19 protein-coding genes are annotated in these 17,592 nt (G+C 44.8%); 5 read left to right on the top strand and 14 right to left on the bottom strand.

The genetic code is table 11. The features are described 5' to 3' along the window. Positions 1-22: 22 nt before the first annotated feature. Complete coding sequence (locus tag L4C34_RS12025; RefSeq protein WP_428789581.1) at positions 23-274, bottom strand: SDR family NAD(P)-dependent oxidoreductase; 252 nt, start codon at positions 272-274, stop codon at positions 23-25. A 116-nt stretch (positions 275-390) separates the two neighbouring features. Here L4C34_RS12025 and L4C34_RS12020 point away from each other — a divergent pair, with 116 nt between their 5' ends. After that, positions 391-792: an STAS/SEC14 domain-containing protein gene (locus tag L4C34_RS12020; RefSeq protein WP_428789580.1), complete on the top strand. Its 402-nt coding sequence runs from the start codon at positions 391-393 to the stop codon at positions 790-792. 288 nt (positions 793-1,080) lie between these two features. Further along, positions 1,081-1,704 (top strand): MBL fold metallo-hydrolase, encoded by a 624-nt coding sequence (locus L4C34_RS12015; protein WP_428789579.1) that lies wholly within the window; start codon positions 1,081-1,083, stop codon positions 1,702-1,704. A gap of 32 nt (positions 1,705-1,736) precedes the next feature. On the opposite strand, the gene L4C34_RS12010 is transcribed toward L4C34_RS12015, so the two are convergent. From L4C34_RS12010 to L4C34_RS11980, 7 genes are all read right to left on the bottom strand, one after another. After that, on the bottom strand, positions 1,737-2,135 hold the full coding sequence (locus L4C34_RS12010; protein WP_428789578.1) for a hypothetical protein: 399 nt from the start codon (positions 2,133-2,135) through the stop codon (positions 1,737-1,739). Between the two features lie 328 nt (positions 2,136-2,463). Next, positions 2,464-3,330, bottom strand: coding sequence for a heme o synthase (gene cyoE / locus L4C34_RS12005; protein WP_428789577.1), 867 nt, complete (start codon positions 3,328-3,330; stop codon positions 2,464-2,466). Between the two features lie 9 nt (positions 3,331-3,339). Continuing rightward, positions 3,340-3,654 (bottom strand): cytochrome o ubiquinol oxidase subunit IV, encoded by a 315-nt coding sequence (gene cyoD / locus L4C34_RS12000; protein ID WP_428789576.1) that lies wholly within the window; start codon positions 3,652-3,654, stop codon positions 3,340-3,342. Next, positions 3,654-4,268, bottom strand: coding sequence for a cytochrome o ubiquinol oxidase subunit III (gene cyoC / locus L4C34_RS11995; RefSeq protein ID WP_428789575.1), 615 nt, complete (start codon positions 4,266-4,268; stop codon positions 3,654-3,656). The genes cyoD and cyoC overlap by 1 nt, the downstream gene beginning before the upstream one ends. After that, complete coding sequence (gene cyoB, locus L4C34_RS11990; RefSeq protein WP_428789695.1) at positions 4,258-6,279, bottom strand: cytochrome o ubiquinol oxidase subunit I; 2,022 nt, start codon at positions 6,277-6,279, stop codon at positions 4,258-4,260. Before cyoB ends, cyoC begins: the two co-directional genes overlap by 11 nt. 10 nt (positions 6,280-6,289) lie before the next feature. Further along, positions 6,290-7,195, bottom strand: a complete 906-nt coding sequence (cyoA, locus tag L4C34_RS11985; protein WP_428789574.1) for a ubiquinol oxidase subunit II — start codon at positions 7,193-7,195, stop codon at positions 6,290-6,292. A 568-nt stretch (positions 7,196-7,763) separates the two neighbouring features. Then, on the bottom strand, positions 7,764-8,246 hold the full coding sequence (locus tag L4C34_RS11980; protein WP_428789573.1) for a MarR family winged helix-turn-helix transcriptional regulator: 483 nt from the start codon (positions 8,244-8,246) through the stop codon (positions 7,764-7,766). Positions 8,247-8,383: 137 nt separating this feature from the next. On the opposite strand from L4C34_RS11980, the gene L4C34_RS11975 reads away from it, so the two are divergent. After that, entirely contained in the window at positions 8,384-9,292 is a 909-nt protein-coding gene (locus L4C34_RS11975; protein WP_428789572.1) for an EamA family transporter, read from the top strand. 209 nt (positions 9,293-9,501) lie between these two features. Further along, complete coding sequence (locus tag L4C34_RS11970; RefSeq protein WP_428789571.1) at positions 9,502-10,098, top strand: hypothetical protein; 597 nt, start codon at positions 9,502-9,504, stop codon at positions 10,096-10,098. A 611-nt stretch (positions 10,099-10,709) separates the two neighbouring features. On the opposite strand, the gene L4C34_RS11965 is transcribed toward L4C34_RS11970, so the two are convergent. The 3 genes from L4C34_RS11965 to L4C34_RS11955 all read right to left on the bottom strand — a co-directional run bounded on the left by L4C34_RS11965 (position 10,710) and on the right by L4C34_RS11955 (position 12,959). Then, positions 10,710-11,126 (bottom strand): hypothetical protein, encoded by a 417-nt coding sequence (locus L4C34_RS11965; RefSeq protein WP_428789570.1) that lies wholly within the window; start codon positions 11,124-11,126, stop codon positions 10,710-10,712. A gap of 337 nt (positions 11,127-11,463) precedes the next feature. After that, positions 11,464-11,874 (bottom strand): hypothetical protein, encoded by a 411-nt coding sequence (locus L4C34_RS11960; RefSeq protein WP_428789569.1) that lies wholly within the window; start codon positions 11,872-11,874, stop codon positions 11,464-11,466. Between the two features lie 419 nt (positions 11,875-12,293). Continuing rightward, the gene (locus L4C34_RS11955) at positions 12,294-12,959 is read right to left on the bottom strand and encodes an HAD family hydrolase (protein WP_428789568.1); all 666 of its coding nucleotides are present in this window, start codon (positions 12,957-12,959) and stop codon (positions 12,294-12,296) included. Positions 12,960-13,204: 245 nt separating this feature from the next. Between L4C34_RS11955 and L4C34_RS11950 the strand changes: the two genes are divergently transcribed. Further along, positions 13,205-14,086 carry an NAD(P)-dependent oxidoreductase gene (locus L4C34_RS11950; RefSeq protein ID WP_428789567.1) on the top strand — a complete coding sequence of 294 codons (882 nt, stop codon included), beginning with the start codon at positions 13,205-13,207 and terminating at the stop codon, positions 14,084-14,086. A gap of 351 nt (positions 14,087-14,437) precedes the next feature. On the opposite strand, the gene L4C34_RS11945 is transcribed toward L4C34_RS11950, so the two are convergent. The 3 genes from L4C34_RS11945 to L4C34_RS11935 are packed head-to-tail and all read right to left on the bottom strand — an operon-like array spanning position 14,438 to position 17,381. Then, complete coding sequence (locus tag L4C34_RS11945) at positions 14,438-15,535, bottom strand: ABC transporter permease (protein ID WP_428789566.1); 1,098 nt, start codon at positions 15,533-15,535, stop codon at positions 14,438-14,440. Next, positions 15,532-16,458: an ABC transporter ATP-binding protein gene (locus L4C34_RS11940; protein ID WP_428789565.1), complete on the bottom strand. Its 927-nt coding sequence runs from the start codon at positions 16,456-16,458 to the stop codon at positions 15,532-15,534. Before L4C34_RS11940 ends, L4C34_RS11945 begins: the two co-directional genes overlap by 4 nt. Then, a complete protein-coding gene (locus tag L4C34_RS11935; RefSeq protein WP_428789694.1) occupies positions 16,455-17,381 on the bottom strand; it encodes an HlyD family secretion protein in 927 nt (308 codons plus the stop codon). Before L4C34_RS11935 ends, L4C34_RS11940 begins: the two co-directional genes overlap by 4 nt. Positions 17,382-17,592 lie beyond the last annotated feature (211 nt).

Raw genomic sequence — 17,592 nt, 5'->3', positions numbered from 1 at the left:
AGAGGTCGCTTGAAAAACAGCCTCAAACAATCCCCTCGGCATTCATGATTAACCTTTCAATCTGTGCAACAGCGGAACGAACCGATGCTAAGTTAGAAACATCGATCAGGACTATTTCAAACACGGATTTTCCGGTCGTTTTCTCTAGTTCTTGTTTAGCCTGTTTAGTTTTGGCTTCATTTCGGCATCCTAGGTAAACTTTCTCAACACCTCGAATCGCAAGTTGTTTGGCGCTTTCTTTCCCTAATCCGGCATGGCGGCATGTTGCCCCCATAAAATCTCTCTCTTCTCAGTGAATATCGACGTTTTCAATGTTGGTATAATAGTCCAGCGAGGCACACGCTCGACTATACTAATATGAAAAAGACTTAAGTTAAATGAGTAGAAGTAATGAAACAACGAAATATCCATGGTGACTATACTATAGATATGATTGATGGCTTGATTCGTGTTAAATTTATTGGCCAGTCTAATAAAGAGATGTTCATTGAATTAGATGAGCACATTAAGCGAATGGTCATAGAGCGGTCTCCTAAGCCATGGGGAGTAATTTGTGATATCAGAGAGTGGGGGCTAAATACTCCTGAATGTTGGAATGAAGTTGGCATGAATACCGCTGATTGGTTAATTGAGCACAATCAGCAATTTGAAGCGCTAGTCTGTGCGTCCCAACTGCAAAAACACCTTGCTAATCAACGAATTAGTTACACCCCTCAAATTCCGGTAAAAGTCTTTTCAATGTATAATGAAGCTATGGATTGGTGTGACAAGTTTATAAAGACTTGGCGATAAATAGAGCGATTGAACATGGGTGCTTTATTCATGATTTGCATTTCCAATTTACCTCAACCCAATAATCAATCTAGTATGACTCAGTTGACCACCTCGATTAATGAAGCAGGTCAATCGACATTAGTAACCGTTATTATATAAATCTGAATTGATCACTTGACCTCAAGTTAACTTTAAGTTGTATAGTGTCCGAATCGAGTCATTAAATAATTGGGTGCTACTTTTACCTGAGTAAGCCCTTAGATAAATAGTTTACGTTGAACATTATTTTATATTGAGGATAAGGTCATGAAGAGAGTTTTTGAGGATTTATGGCAAACAAATACGGAACACCCTTTCTCTGGATTTAATACCCATGCCTACCTTTTACAAACTGAAGATAGTAATGTCTTAATATATAACACAAGCAGTCGTAGTGAAGTAGATGAATTCGATGAACTTGGAGGCGTTGACTATCAATATCTTAGTCATAGGCACGAAGCCAGTGAATCTTTAAACAGGATTAAAGAAAAGTATAACAACAGGCTATGCATTAGCAAAATAGAGGCAGAGCATATTGGTACCGATGCCGATATTATTCTTGAGGAAGGATCAGAGCTTGTTGAAGGCTTGGATGTTATTTTTACGCCAGGACATACAGGGGGGGGAATGTGTTTTTATTATAGATCGCCAGAAGGTCATTCTTACCTTTTTACCGGTGATACGTATTACATTTCAAATGGGTCACTGAGTACTTTAATCTTCCCAGATCATGGCGGCGATTCGTGCAGTATGAAAAAAAGTTTGTTAAAACTCAAAGCATTATCTCCCGATTTCATTATATCTAGTGGTTCGGTCGGAACCACTTCTATTATGCAGGTAACAGAACGTGAATGGAGAAGTACAATTGATATGAGTTTATCGAATTTATAGAAGGAAAGGTGGCTGGGGACGCGGATTCAGGCTTAATCTTCAGCGAGCTTATTTAGGCAAGCTCGCTGAGCTTCATCATAATTAAAAAAGAAATGGACAAAGCTCTGGTCTTTCAGGTGTTTTTTAATAGCAAAGTGTTGTATTTCTTTAGAGAATAAGAAAGCAAGAAAAATACAGGAGTGCTCAGAAAGCCATTCCATGTTCTTGTCATTAGCTTCCCACGCATCTAATGAGGTCATGCTCCAACTTCTAAGGTCGAATAAAATTACCCATGGTTTAACGTCACCTTCTTTAGAGGTCATCACGTGAGACTTTAGGTCTTTTAGCCAAGCTTCACTGGCTTCTTTATTGGTAGGCCCAGTTAAAGCTGAATACAGTATTCGGTTTTCAAATCTCATGGTCCATAGCCCATGGATATTTCGCTGCTTCATCGCGTCACCTATCAATATAAGTTTGTTCTTTAACTTAGTATAGCCAATGAGACATAATTATCTTTGACGATATAAGGATGTTCATCGGGGTTTTGTCGCATATATTATGGGAAGTGTAGACATGCCTTTTTGCAGACACTATTAATCAGCGAGCGAGTAAATGACTCCGTTGTAAAGTGTATCGGCGTTGTTTCTTAAATAACTGAACTTTTCTCATTCCTTGTGAGCAGAGATCGTTTGATGATAAATTGGCTTGATGAAAAAAAGCGTGCAGCTCAGGGAGATGCACGCTTTAGTGTTTTATCTCAATCGCCTATATTACAGGCGCTTATATCGCAAGAGGAATGAGCTCTAGGCCCAAGACGCAACTTACGCCCATCACAACGATCAGGGAGATCTTAAAGACATTTTTTGCCCAAGGGACATAATTGTCTTCATTGACGGGTTTGAATGTTGCGCGCATCCAAAACAGGCATACAAGCGATGAAGCGACGAGGTATTCGTAGCCGCCAGTTCCATAGAAGAACAGAGCGAGTGCAACCAAGCTGAAAGCCACTACGTAGGCTTTCATGTGTTGGTGGGCTTTTTTAATGCCGTACTCTACAGGGAGAACTGGAATACCAGCATCCTTGTAGTCTTGCATTCTGAACATGGCAATCGCATACGAGTGCGGCATTTGCCATAGGCAGAACATCGTGAAGAGTAATACGGCATCAATGCTGATGTAGTTAGTGACGGCAAGGTAGCCTACTAACGGTGGCACAGCCCCTGAAACGCTACCGACCAACGTGCCATACACCGAGGTACGTTTGTACCACATAGTGTAGAAGAAGACGTAGAATACATAGCCTAACAGCACGACTACAGCAGAAAGAGGGTTCACTAATTTATAGATCACCGCGGTTCCTGCAACCAGTAGTAGCAACGCGTAGATAAACGCGTGGTCAACACTGACCACGCCTTGTACCAATTCGCGCTGTTTAGTCCTTTCCATTTTATAATCGATATCTCTATCGAAAATATTGTTCACTACACAACCAGAAGCAATCACACATGCAACGCCGAACATAGTGTATAGAAGTAACAGTGCGCTCGCTGGCTCTGATTTTGCTGCAAGGAAAAACCCTGCAGCAACAGAAATAAGATTACCAACGATAATGCCTGGCTTAGTGATGGAGAGATAGCTTTTCAGCATACGAAACCTTTACAACATCATGTTTTGGTGGAGGCTCAACATGATCCAGACAGAACCACCAATCAAGATAACAACCACACCGGCGGTAAATACCAAGGAGATAATACTCCAACGACCATCGTGCGATTTCGCTTCCATATGTAGGAAGTAGAAAAAGTGCACGATCACTTGCACAATCGCACAAGCAAACAACACGGCGTAAGTCGTGTCTTTTGGTAAGCTCTGCGTTGCCACGAAGTAAAATGGAATAATGGTTAGGACAAGAGCGGCGATAAAGCCTTTCACGTATCCAGATACACTCAAATCAGCATGTTCATTGCTCATTACATAGCTCCCATTAGGTACACAATGGTAAATACACAGATCCAGACGATATCTAGGAAGTGCCAGAATAGGCTGAGACAGCTAAAGCGAGTCTCCATCACGTCACTGATGCCTTTCGAGTTAAGCTGCCAGTAACAAGTTGCTAGCCAGATCAAACCGAAAGTCACGTGAAGACCGTGAGTACCAACTAGAGTAAAGAAGGCAGATAGGAAAGCACTGCGCTCAGGGCCAAAGCCCGCTGCGATCAGGTGATGGAATTCATAGATTTCCATGCCGATGAAGCCTGCACCTAGCAAGAAGGTAACAGCCATCCAGAACTTAAGGCCAGCGATGTGCTTACGACGCATCGCAATCACACCAAAACCAAACGTGATACTACTAAGAAGTAGCAACATAGTTTCTACGAATACGTAAGGTATTTCGAAGATATCTTTACCTGTTGGACCACTGGCTGTAGCGCTTACAAGTACTGCGAACGTTGCAAATAAGCTTGCAAACAATACACAGTCACTCATCAGGTAGATCCAGAAGCCAAACAATTTGTTGCGTTTGATTTCTTCCGCGTGATGATGATGGTGATCATCATGAGCGTGACTTACTGCATCATTTTGCATAGTCCAACTCCATTTCTTTATCTTTTGCTAGTTTTGCTGCTTCGACGAGCTGAGCTCGACGCTCTGCTTCGATTTGCTTAACTTCTTCGACAGACACGTAGTAATCGATGTCTTCATTGAAGCTGTGCTTGATACATAGGAAGATGATACCGACGAAGCTTGCGCCTGCTAGCCACCAGATGTACCAAATCATCGCAAAGCCAAATACTAGAGCTAGTGCTGAGATATAGAACGCTGTTGGAGAGTTCTTCGGCATGTGGATTTCTTCGTATTCCTGCTCTTCCATCGGTTTGAATTCGCCGCGTTGCTTCTGGTACCAGAATGCGTCGATTTCGCCACCTTCAGGGATCTTAGCGAAGTTGTAGAATGGCGGTGGAGAAGACGTTGACCATTCTAAAGTACGAGCATCCCATGGGTCGCCAGTAAGGTCGCGGAGTTGTTCACGGTCACGTACGCTCACAAAGATTTGAATTGCTTGACATGCGATACCCGCAAGGATAACGAGTGCACCAAACGCTGCAACAGCAAGCAGTGGGAAGAACTCAGGGTTAATGTTTTGGCTTAAACGACGAGTCATGCCCATGAAGCCCAGTGCGTATAGCGGAACAAAGGCTAGTAGGAAGCCTCCTACCCAGCAGTAGAACGCACGGCGTCCCCAAGCTTCGTTTAGAGTGAAGCCAGTTGCTTTCGGGAACCAGTAAGTAACACCAGCGAAACAGCCGAATACAACACCACCAATGATTACGTTATGGAAGTGAGCAATCAGGAATACTGAGTTGTGTAATACAAAGTCAGCGCCCGGTACAGCCAGTAGTACGCCTGTCATGCCGCCGATGGTGAACACGATCAGGAAGCCAATTGTCCACATCATAGGAGTGGTAAACGTGATACGGCCTTTATACATGGTAAATAGCCAGTTGAATATCTTCACCCCGGTTGGGATGGAAATAATCATGGTGGCGATACCAAAGAAGGCGTTAACGTTTGCACCAGAACCCATTGTAAAGAAGTGGTGTAGCCATACTACGAATGCAAGGATAGTAATTACGATTGTTGCCCAGATAAGAGAAGTGTAACCAAACAGTTTCTTACGAGAGAACGTAGCAGTAACTTCAGAGAACACACCGAATACAGGCAGTATCAGGATGTACACTTCTGGGTGACCCCATGCCCAAATTAGGTTGATGTACATCATCATGTTGCCGCCCATATCATTGGTAAAGAAATGGAAACCAAGATAACGGTCAAGTGTTAGCAACGCGATGGTAACAGCTAGGATTGGGAACGAGACGATGATCAGAATGTTTGCACACAAGGCAGTCCATGTAAATACAGGCATTTTCATCAATGGCATTGATGGTGCGCGCATACGTAGGATCGTTGTGAAGAAGTTCACGCCAGATAGAGTAGTACCGATACCAGAGATTTGCAGTGCCCAAATCCAGTAGTCTACCCCGCTTCCCGGGCTCGCTTTGATGCCGGAAAGTGGTGGGTATGCCAACCAACCTGTCTTCGCATATTCACCAATGAATAGCGACATCATCGTCAAGATAACACCCACGATGAACAGCCAGAAGCTTAGGTTGTTTAGATATGGGAATGCAACGTCGCGGGCACCAATTTGCAGTGGTACTACAATGTTCATCAAACCGATAACTAGCGGCATTGCTACGAAGAAGATCATGATTACGCCGTGAGCGGTAAAGACTTGATCGTAGTGATGGGGTGGCAAGTAGCCAGCGTCGCCCGCCGATGAGAGTAGCTGTTGGCTACGCATCATAAGAGCATCTGAGAAGCCACGGAGTAGCATCACCATGGCAACGGCGATGTACATGAAGCCTATTTTTTTGTGGTCAACGGTGGTAAACCATTCTTTCCACAGGTAAGTCCACTTACGTTGGTATGTAACGTAAGCAAGTACTGCGATACCCAATACTGCCACAATGGCAAATGTTGCCACCAGAATTGGCACGTTATAGGGGATATCAGCGAGAGTTAATCTTCCAAGTATTGGCATTGGATTATCCTTCGGTCGGAGTCTGGCATGCTTTATCAGACGCGCTCATGTTCATTGAACCCGGGTATTGGGTCACAATGTCAGAGAACAGATATGGCGGCACATTTGAGAAGTAAGCCACTGGTGCATTGACAGTTGGTTTAGCAAGTTCACGATACTGACTGAAATCGCTTAACGTTTCAGGGCTTGCTTTGACGGATTGAACCCAAGTGTCAAATGCTGCGCGATCTTTTAATGCGTGCGCCGTGAATTTCATGTCAGAGAAGCCTTTACCACTGTAGCTTGCTGCGATACCACGGTAGTTACCCGCTTCGTTCGCAATCAAGTTCAATTTCGTTACCATTCCCGGCATTGCGTAGATTTGGCTACCTAAGCGTGGGATGAAGAACGAGTTCATGACTTTGTCCGCAGTGATCTGGAATTTAACTGGCACATTTTGCGGGAATGCTACGTAGTTAACAGTCGCAATGTGCTGGTCTGGGTAAATGAATAGCCATTTCCAGTCCAGAGCTACGACTTCGATCGTCATTGGTTTGACATCGCTATCAAGTGGTTTAGAAGGTGATAAAGCGTGAGTTGAGCGCCATGTGATGACACCTAGAATCACAATGATGATTAGAGGTACGGTCCAGACAACTACTTCCACTTTAGTAGAGTGTGACCACTCAGGAGCATAGTCTTCATCAGTCCCTTTATTCGCTCGGTATTTATATGCGAAGTAAATCGTCATTAGAATCACAGGGATTACAACGATCAACATCAAAAATAGAGCGGTAATGATGAGTTCTTTTTCCTGAACGCCAACGGCCCCTTTCGGGTTTAGCAGTGCAGAATCACATCCAGAAAGCAATAAGACAGTTACCAGCCCTACTACTTTGTAAAGGATGCTTTTTATTTTTGAAGCTTCCATTAACTTTCTCGATTAGTTTGGATAAACAAGGCATTCCACCTTGGAAACCAGTTTGAGTTATTAGAATGTTTGTTAGGCGTTTGTATCTATGTTATTTGTAAGAACATGAACAGAGTGAATCTTAAGCGGTCTACGTAACAGACAACTCTCAATCTCGCCACACTCCCTGAAATACACGGTTACAACCGCCGCATTATCCTTACATTGCCCCCTAACCTCATCATGCATAAATGAGATCTAAGGTTTCACGCTTGAGTGCTTTAAGTCGTATTGACCAATAAAAACCTCTTTGTATTTATGGAGATAACGTCTAAATGCTGTTGGAAGCAGGCTTTAACCGCATAGATGCTGTTAAAAATGTGGGGACGAAATGTAAGATCGAGGTGCTTTTTTTCAATCCTTTCGTTGAAAAAAACTTCTTTTGATGTGACTAACCTCTCAATCCAAAGTGGATGAAATAGTGTTTATGAACTAAGAGTGAACAAGTCTATATGCTTCTTAATGCACTTTTTTGGGAGGCAATCTGAACGAGATTTCTTGATTGACAAGCTTGAACCATTGTGAACTGCTATTCATTGGTGAGTAACCAACGCTGTAATAGGTGCGCTAATTGCTTTTGCTCGTCGCTGTTGAGAGGTTGAAGTATTTGTTGCTGGTTATCTACATGCGCATCAAGGGCTTTATCGATTAATGTCATGCCTACTTGTGTTAACGAAACGTGGCAACGTCTTCTGTCTTTATCGGCGTGTGTGCGCTGGATATAACCATCTTGAACCAACTTTTCTAGCCGAGTGCTCATCGTTCCTGAAGTGAGCATAAGCGCTTGGTACAAGTCTGTGGGTGTGACTGGTGCCGCGCTGCGACGCAATGTTGCAAGAATATCAAACTCTATCGCACTGATGCCATGTTGCTTGAAGACAGGTAGCAGACGTTTCTCTATGAGTCGGCTGCTTCGATTAAGGCGTCCGATAACCGCCATTGCTGAGCAATCCAGATCGGGGCGTTGTGCTTCCCATTGGGCCAAAATGCGTTCTACGTGATCGCTATCCATGTTTATTTCCCTCTAATTCAAATCCAAAGACCGATGAATCTTTTTGAAAAGATACTTGATCGGAACTTATTTGACTAGTAGATTAAATTGTCTTTTTGAAAAGATACTTTAATGAGAGTGAATTTGGAGGCGGGAAAATGAAACAATCGGCAACGAGATTTGATGCGCTGTTAACCGCGCTAGCACCCACTGTCTGGGGTAGCAGTTATATAATCACAACGGAATGGCTCCCAGCTGATAGACCATTACTAGCGGCCACAGTGCGTGCGTTGCCCGCAGGTATTATCTTGATCGCTCTCGCGCGGCGGAAGTTAATGGGCCATTGGTGGATGAGAGCCTTGCTACTGGGCGTGTTGAATTTTAGCCTCTTTTTTGGTTGTTTATTTGCAGCAGCTTATCACTTGCCCGGTGGCACGTTAGCGATGGTGATGGGAATCCAGCCTTTGGTCGTGATCGGATTATCGGCTTTGATATTGAAGCAGCAAGTCACTCGGCAAAAATTATTGGCGGTGTTCGTCGGCTTGAGTGGCCTCTCATTACTCGTTTTCACCAGTCATGCACAGCTTGATAATCTGGGGTTATTCATTGCGGCGCTGGGGACTGTCAGTATGGCGTTAGGTAATGTGTTGATTAAACACTGGGGCCGCCCGCAAGGAGTGTCACTGGTCGGCTTTACCGGGTGGCAATTGTTATTTGGCGGTTTAGTGTTGCTGCCATTCACCCTATATATCGAAGGCGTGCCTGAACAGCTGACATTCGACAACCTAATCGGCTACAGCTATCTGTGCCTATTTGGCGCGATATTTGGCTATCTCATTTGGTTTCGCGGCCTTGAACGTATGTCGCCAGTCAGTGCATCGTTTATCGGATTTATGAGCCCTGTTTCGGCTAACGTGCTGGGTTATCTGTTTCTCGACCAAGCCTTTGGCCACATCCAAGCCCTAGGTGCGGGGTTAATTTTGTTCTCGGTCGTGATCAGTATTTGGGAACCGAACCGCTCGAAGGGTATCGACAAGCGTCATGTGATTGCTGAGTGTGACGCGTAGCGTGGGATCTTTGCTCTGCCGCGCCGCTGAGCTAGTGGTGCGGTCACCTGTTCTGACCGCCGAACCACTATATCAAGCTGTTCTTATCTGAAATCAGGTTTGACTAACTTTTCTTAATACTAGTAATCTGTCTGCCAGAATGAGGAAGCACCATCTATCTCATCACTATTAATACGTAATTTACCGAGTTTTCAGAGAACGCCATACCTATGAACCATCTTACCAATGACCAAGCCAATGCTATTACTGCGCTGAAAAGCAATATTCATCTTCCTGGCGGCGGTTTTCACATTTTGATCGTTGATCTATGTAAAGAATACCAACTTCCTTTTCCAAAAGTTAGGGCAGTGGTGAAAGCCTCACAGTCTGCAATAGAGAGCAAGATCCCACATGAGTCTTCCCCGGAACTTGAACGTATAGTCACGAAAGAATATTGGCTAAGTTTGATTCGAGAGCAGCTAACAGTGCTTGCCAAAGACAATAGGCCGTTGATGGAGGTGATTGCAGAAGTAGAACAATACACGTTGAGCTTAGAGAATATCAGTAAGATGAAGCATTCAGGCTGCACTCAACAGATGAAAGAGTCAGTGACTGCCGATTTGAACTCGGTTTATGAATTATGGGTGTATAAACCATTGAACGCTATGCTGCACACCACGTCATTGCAATGGAAGTTGAAGAGCGAATTGCAACAAATGACCGATGAGAGAAGAGCGTTATTTAGCGACTATGCAATGCACATGCAAGCGACCCAGCACCTATTGGACTTGTGCAACGATGTAGCTTCTCTAGAGATTAAAAACTGATCTTTGCCCCTTTTATTCCTAGCTCAACGAAGTGATGGAAAGACGTTGGCCGGAGTTTGGCCAACGTGAAGCAATACGAAATATTGGAAAATTACATTTACAAATCAGGTGCCTCTTGCTCCATTATGTTTAATACACATCTTTCTGAGTTCTATACGGTGTTGTTTTCAAAATGATAATCCCTCTGGTCTATACTGGGTTAAGAAATCTCTAACTTAGTGGCGAACGATGACACAGCGAAATATCCACGGTGGATGGACCATGAGTTTTGACCGCAGACTATTCAGGTCCCAAATTATTGGATCGAATAACCAAGAAGCTGCTCAAGCATGCTTAGACAACCTCTCTGAAGCCCAACGCTAACATAGGACGTAATGTGTCCTAAACAATTTAGCCCAACACTGTGATAGAAAGATTCTGGGCCAAGTTTGATCAACTTGAAGTAGTGCGACATTAGGGAATAGTGCACCTATATACCGGCTATTGTTACTGCGGTTATGGTAGGTAAGGAACGATGAGTTCTATCGCTAAAAAACGTTGTGGCAGAACTGAAACTTGTGGATATCCGTTTTTATCAAGGCTTATGGCTAAGGTGGGGGAAACGACTTCTCTTATTGTTTTTGCACTTCGGAGAGTTTATCGAGACAGGCTTGGTATGCTTCGTCGTAACTAAAAAAATACCGATTAAAACTATCATCCAGCATATTGCTATTTAACTTCTTTATAGAGTAGCCTTGTAGTTCTTTAGAAATAACATACGCGCACATGATAGCATTGTTTTGAGTAGCCCAACTCGTCGCTACCTGATATTGTTCCAAACTGTCTAGTGACGTACCCTGCCAATCCCTGAAATCAAGAAACCCAACCCAAGGAGTATCAACCCCTTCCGGAGATTGTATAATATTTACTTTAAGCTCTTCGAGCCAAGCAATACCAGCCTCTGAGTTGGTTGCTCCGATTATTTTAGACTTCAATATTCTACCTTCAAAAACCATAGTCCAATCACCATGAATTCTTCGCTTTGACATAATTTTGTTTCCATAACGGACCTTTCAGGTAAGTATAAGGCATCTCGCAAAGGCGTGCAGATGCAATACTAATAGGGTCGAACTTCGGAGGTTATGGTACACCGAGTATCAATTATACTGGTACGAGGTAACTTTCATCCAAGAAGGGCTTTCATGACACAACGCCATGGGCACACATAACAGATGCTCGGGGCTGGGAAGGGGGATCATCAGGCTCATGGGAAGATGTTGATGACATTACTAGCTGGACTCTTGCACATAATTGTATTTCCGTCATAAAACGGATTGAAGTTACGGCCGAAAACGCTCGTGGTTCGTTTTCGGACGAGAGTAAAACTTAATTTTCGAGGCACCTCGGGCGCTGTTGCTGACACCATTCCAGCGCATCATCATAGTTATCACATATGAATTGACCAAACGGTAACGGGTTTCCGGCTCTAGCGTCTAAGCCAGTGACGAAATGCTTCATCATTGTTGTATCACACAGAAGTACCTGTCCAATCATACCGTTGTTGGCCAACCACAAGTAGAGTTCATCGAAATAGTCCCATACTTCAGGGGGACAGAACTGCCACTTTCTCAAATCGATAAACAATACCCATTTGGGTGGCAACTTGTCCTGTACCATTTGTTTTATTTGTCTTCCATACTCCTCGGCGGTCGGCAGATTCCAAGATCCTTCAGCTACTTGGATTAAAACATGATCGGATACTGATAGATAAGATAAACCGTGTTTGTTTGGCTGCATGAACTACCACCTCATAGACTCTTATATGAGTATAGACCGTAAAAAATCAGAGAATTTAAGCACAAAAGTTTAGGGGAAGTTCGGAGAACAGTTGAACATTGCGCGATGAATAGATTCCGTCAATCCTTAACTCTGCAAAGAATTAATGCTCTCTACTCGTATTGGAAGTGCATTCGATAAGCATTACTACGATTTGCTCAATCGCACGTTATCTGAAATACGAGAAGGTGGGATCTTAAAAAGATTGCTAATCCAAAGTCGCTTACTCGAAACGCAGATCGTTAACAGGTTCTGTCCAGAATTAAGCTAAAAGTGTCTATAAATTGTAACCTAGGTAAAGATTCCTACATTTGCGCTCTCGTAAGCCTGCCTATCAATAACTGAGGCAGGCTTCAGAAGGTATTTTCTCTAACCGCAGGTTAAACTTCTACGCTTGGTTCCTCTAGGAGCTCAAGTACGTTTGCTAAGCTTGGTAGGATAGAGTGACCGAGTGCGACGATTTCTTGGTTTGGCTGAACGAGGTCAGGGATTTGGTAGGCCATCATTCCAGCTTTAATCGCCGCTTTTATGCCATTGTTCGAGTCTTCAAATGCAAGGCACTCCCGTGGTTCCACACCGAGTCTTTTCGCGGCTAACAAGTAAATTTCTGGATCTGGCTTGCCGTGACTTACTTCGCACCCAGTGGTGATATTAGTGAAGTAATGATCGAGACCGGCTAGTTTGAGTTTCACGCGGGCCACACTTTTTTCTGTGGATGTCGCGACAGCCATCGGGATGGCTTGTGATTGAAGCTGATCGAGTAGTGGAATCACGCCTTCTTTGATGGGAATCGCTTGGTGCAGAACCACATCGGTGTAGCGTTTGTACCATTCGTCGTGTAATGCTGGATAATCTAGGGATGGCCCATAGCCTTGGCGGATGAGTTGTTCAATCGTGGTGGAATTGCACCCGATGATCGACATATAGACGTTTTCTAAAAATGGCACCTGCTGCGCTTGGCATGCTTGTTCGAAGATCTGTTTGCATACTCGCTCGGTGTCGAGTAACAGTCCATCCATGTCAAAAATTGCGGCCTTGAAATTCATGTTGCTGATGCGCCTCTTCGAGTAAAGGATAAAAGCCTATGGTCGCATATAATGCGGCGACTCTCCTAGCTGACGGATATTTCTCAGCTTCAATTCCACTTTACCAGATGAGCTGAGTAATATCAGGCCAAAGACTCCTTTTTATCGGTATCTGTTTTTTTGCCTACATCTATTTTTCACCCACAGATGTGGGTATGCTGGCAGCACAGTAGTTTTGGTGAAATTATTTGTTCAGGAGTTTAGGCATGACAGGAAAGAAAGTAGCGTTTATTGGGCTTGGTGTAATGGGTTATCCAATGGCTGGATACTTACAACGAGCTGGCCATGCCACGACGGTATTTAACCGAACAGCGGAAAAAGCGCAGCGTTGGGTAACAGAATTTTCTGGAAGCTACCAAGACACTCCACGAGCTGCGGCGCAAGATTGTGATTTGGTCTTCGTGTGTGTGGGAAATGACAACGATGTTCGCAGTGTTATTTATGGGGAAGAGGGTGTGCTCGCGGGGCTAAAACCCGGGGCTATTCTTGTTGACCATACTACGACATCGGCTGATCTTGCTCTGGAGTTAGCGAAAGCGTGTGAAGCGCAAGGCAACGCTTTTATTGATGCGCCAGTTTCTGGGGGTCAAGCCGGAGCAGAAAACGGCGTACTGACAGTAATGTGTGGCGGAAATGCTGAAGTATTCGAGACTGCAGCGCCCGTTATGGATGCTTACTCTAAGCAAATCTCATTGCTGGGTGAAAATGGCCAGGGCCAGCGTTGTAAAATGGTTAACCAAATTTGTATCAGCGGCGTGCTGCAAGGTTTGAGTGAAGCGCTCTTGTTGGCGAAAAAGTCTAACCTAGATATTGAGCAAGTTGTTGACGTATTGAAGCACGGTGCAGCGGGTTCTTGGCAGATGGAAAATCGAGCGACAACCATGGCCGAAGGTGAATTTGATTTTGGTTTTGCCATTGATTGGATGCGTAAAGATTTAGATATTTGCTTAAATGAAGCGCAGCGCGTTGGTTTGGATCTTCCGTTAACTAAACAGGTAGATAAACAATACGCCCAGCTTCAAGAAGAAGGCAATGGGCGTATGGATACGTCAGTTCTTATTAAGGCGGTTCAACAAAATCAGCCTTAGGCTCGTGCTGTTGAGATTTCCTCAGCAGAGTTTCATTTAGTAGAAAATGAAATAGTCAGAGGTGTTGAATAGCTCGAAAAAGTTGAAATTCTTCATTGGTCGCTCCTAGCTCTTTATGTTGCTCAATAGATTGAGCACTATTTTTATGTGTTATGTTGCTTAGTTAAACGTAGTTCATAAATCAGAGAACGGCCAAGTACAGAGTGGCAGCGTATGTCGCCGCTATTTTTTGAAATGCAGTGGCTATTTGAACTCAAGAATGAAACTCAGAGTCAGAAAAATGCATAACGCCAGCATTGCGCTGGCGTTATGCATCTACCAAGTAGTTTGGGTATAGTGTTAAAGAATCGCTTAATCGAGGGACTTTTTAAATCGCATCGACGCGACCACTAAGCCTAATATCATGAAGGCAATCATCCATAATGTGTCTTTCCACAGCCCGATTAGATCCGCGTTACGTAATACAATGCCGCGGATCATGCGCATAAAGTGCGTTGCGGGCAAAAATTCTGCAATCCACTGCGCCGCCACAGGCATTCCTTCATAAGGAAACATATAGCCAGAGAGTAATATGGAGGGCAGTAGGACAAAAATCGTCATTTGCATTGCTTGCAATTGAGTTGTTGCTACTGTCGAAATCATCAACCCTAAGGTTAAGCTTGCGCCGATAAAGAGTAGGGTGCCTAAAAATATCTGCCATACCGAGCCATTGATTGGCACGTCGAAAATTAGGTGTCCCAAGCTTAGAATAATCAAAGATTGAATCAGGCCGACACCGATGTATGGCAATATTTTCGCGATCATCAGCTCAATTGATCGCACGGGCGTGGTGATCAATAGCTCTAAATTACCCCTTTCCTTTTCTCGAACGATAGCGGCGCTGGTAAACAAAATCATCGTCATCGTTAAGATAATACCCAGTAAGCCCGGAATGATATTGACCGCAGAGCGCCGGCTTGGATTGTAAAATAACGTGACTTCAAAGGTCTTGATTTGTTCAGGCCTGAGTTGGATATCTAAGTCACTAAGTGGCATGTTCTGCAGCGCAAGAATCGAGCTACTGATGACGGTATCACTGCCGTCGACAATCCATTGACCGAGTTCTCGGTCCTGCACCATGCGCTGGGTTAAGTCTTTTGGCAGAATGAGAGCGGCCCTGACCACACCGTCTTTGATGGCTTGCTCGGCTTGACTTGCCGTTGCGTAATGTTGGTCAAAGTCGACCACTTGCGTGGCTTTAAGCGATTCCACGAGCGCACGGCCTGCGGCACTGCCACTTTGGTCGACGACTGCTACGGGAATATGACGCACATTAGTGTTAATGGCGTAGCCAAAGAGTAATAGCTGTATTAGCGGGATCATGACGACCATCGCGAAGGAAATTCGATCGCGTGATAGTTGTCGCAGCTCTTTGATGATCACCGCTTGCATTCTATATAGTGAATTCATTGCCGTCCTGTTCCTGTAACCGATACAAACACGTCTTCGAGGCTTGCTCGGGCGATATTCATTTCCGCTTGAGCTATCTCGGGGAAGTTCGTTTTTAACCAAACAATAGGGTCAGGTACATCTCGATTGATTAAAACTCGCAATCGTATGCCCAGCTGCGCCGCCGAGCGTACTTCTGGGCGTGCCAGTAGTTTGCTTTTGAGTACACGTAGATTATTGGCTTTGATTTCCACGATATTGACACGCATGTCGTCCATTAACGTTTCCGGTGGGCCATCGGCACGCATTAGGCCTGCTTCCATGATGGCCAAACGGTGGCAGCGTTCCGCTTCATCCATGTAGTGCGTTGTGACCAATATAGTGGTTCCCTGATCAGACAGATCGAACAACTGTTCCCAAAAATCGCGGCGATTTTCAGGATCGACCGCTGAAGTGGGCTCATCTAGGAATAACAGTTCCGGTCTATGCATGGTGGCGGAGGCCAAAGAGAGTCTTTGCTTTTGTCCGCCGCTCATACCCGCAACTCTTTGTCTGCGCAGTTGGTCGAGCCCGTAGGTGGTCGTTTGTTCGTTAATTCGTTGGCGTAAAGCCTTTCGCCCCATTCCGAATATTCGGCCAATAAATTGTAGGTTTTCTTCGACGGTGAGATCATCGTAGAGAGAAAATTTCTGCGTCATATAGCCAATTTTCAATCTTAATAACTCGGATTGGCGGGGGATTTCTAGGCCGAGTACGTCGACATGGCCTTCGCTTGGCGTTAATAAGCCAGTTAGTACGCGTATGGTGGTCGATTTACCACAGCCATTTGGGCCAAGAAAGCCATAAATACTGCCTTTAGGTACGGTTAAGTTGATGCCATCGATGGCAGTAAAGTCGCCAAATCGCTTCACCACATTTTCGGCTTTGATTGCGTAATCGGTCATTGGTTGTCCTTCACTAGATCCACTTGAGCAGGCAAACCGGAAGGTAAATTTTTAGCCGAGTCATCGAGATCTACTTCAGCGAGGTACATCAAGCGTGAACGATCTTGTTCAGTTAAGGCGTAATAGGGGGTGAAAGAGGGATCGGAAGACACCTGGCGAATCGTACCTTTAAAGGTTTGCTCGACACCATCGACATGAACCGTGACATGCTTACCTACGATAAAACCCGCGCGATACGTTTCTGGCACATACACTCGAGCATAAGGGACGCGATTCGCGAGCACCACCGCCACAATGCCATCGACCGGCACGCGTTCGCCAAGGTTATACGGCAGGTTATCTAAGATACCATTGCGGGTTGAAACTATGGTTAACTCCGCCAGCTTTTGGCGCTCTAGCGCCACTTGCGCTTTCTCTGCGTCAAGAGCTGCTTTTGCTTGGGTCACATCTTCCGGGCGAGAACCGGCGGTTAGCTTCATGAACTCTTCGTATGCTGAGTGATAATTCGCTCGCGCTGAGTCTCGGTTGGCAAGCGCAGAGTCTGCCTCAGATTGGCTAATTAATTTTTTGCGTCTGAGTTCGGTGGTCCGTCGATAGTTTTTTTCAGCCTCGGTGAGCTGCGCGTCGGCAAGTTCAACCTGAGCTTGAGCAGAGGCGATGTCTTGCGGCCGTTCGCCATTTGTTAGCTTGAGGAGATAGGCTGCGGCCTTGGCTTCTTGGGCAACGGCTTGCGCGAGTATAGCTTGCTGGTTCTTGCTATCGAGCACAACGAGCACCTCACCAACTTTAACGGAGCTGCCTTCTTTGACGGGAAGCTCACGAATGATCTCATTGGCGGTGGCGGTAAACGTAATGCGGTCACGCTCTAGCGTGCCGAGCGCTTGAGGCTTTTTGTCTGGAGAGCAGCCGTTAAGCGTTAACATAGCTAGAAAAATGAATAAGATTTTGTTCACGTATCACTCCTAATCAATGGGGTACTAAGGTGATTTCATCTTGATTTTATGTTTATTGCCTAGCTTCTTTACGGTGAAAGTGAGTAAGCCTTGCTGGCATTGATGAAAATCCAATTTGGGCTTGCCTAATGCGAACATGTCGATCGGATCGCAGAGCAAGACTTGCAGCTATTGTAGGAGC

The organism is Vibrio profundum, assembly GCF_050337555.1.
Taxonomy (GTDB): domain Bacteria; phylum Pseudomonadota; class Gammaproteobacteria; order Enterobacterales; family Vibrionaceae; genus Vibrio; species Vibrio profundum.
The sequence above is the reverse complement of the archived record's forward strand: the minus strand, read 5'-3'. Positions and strand labels throughout refer to the sequence as shown.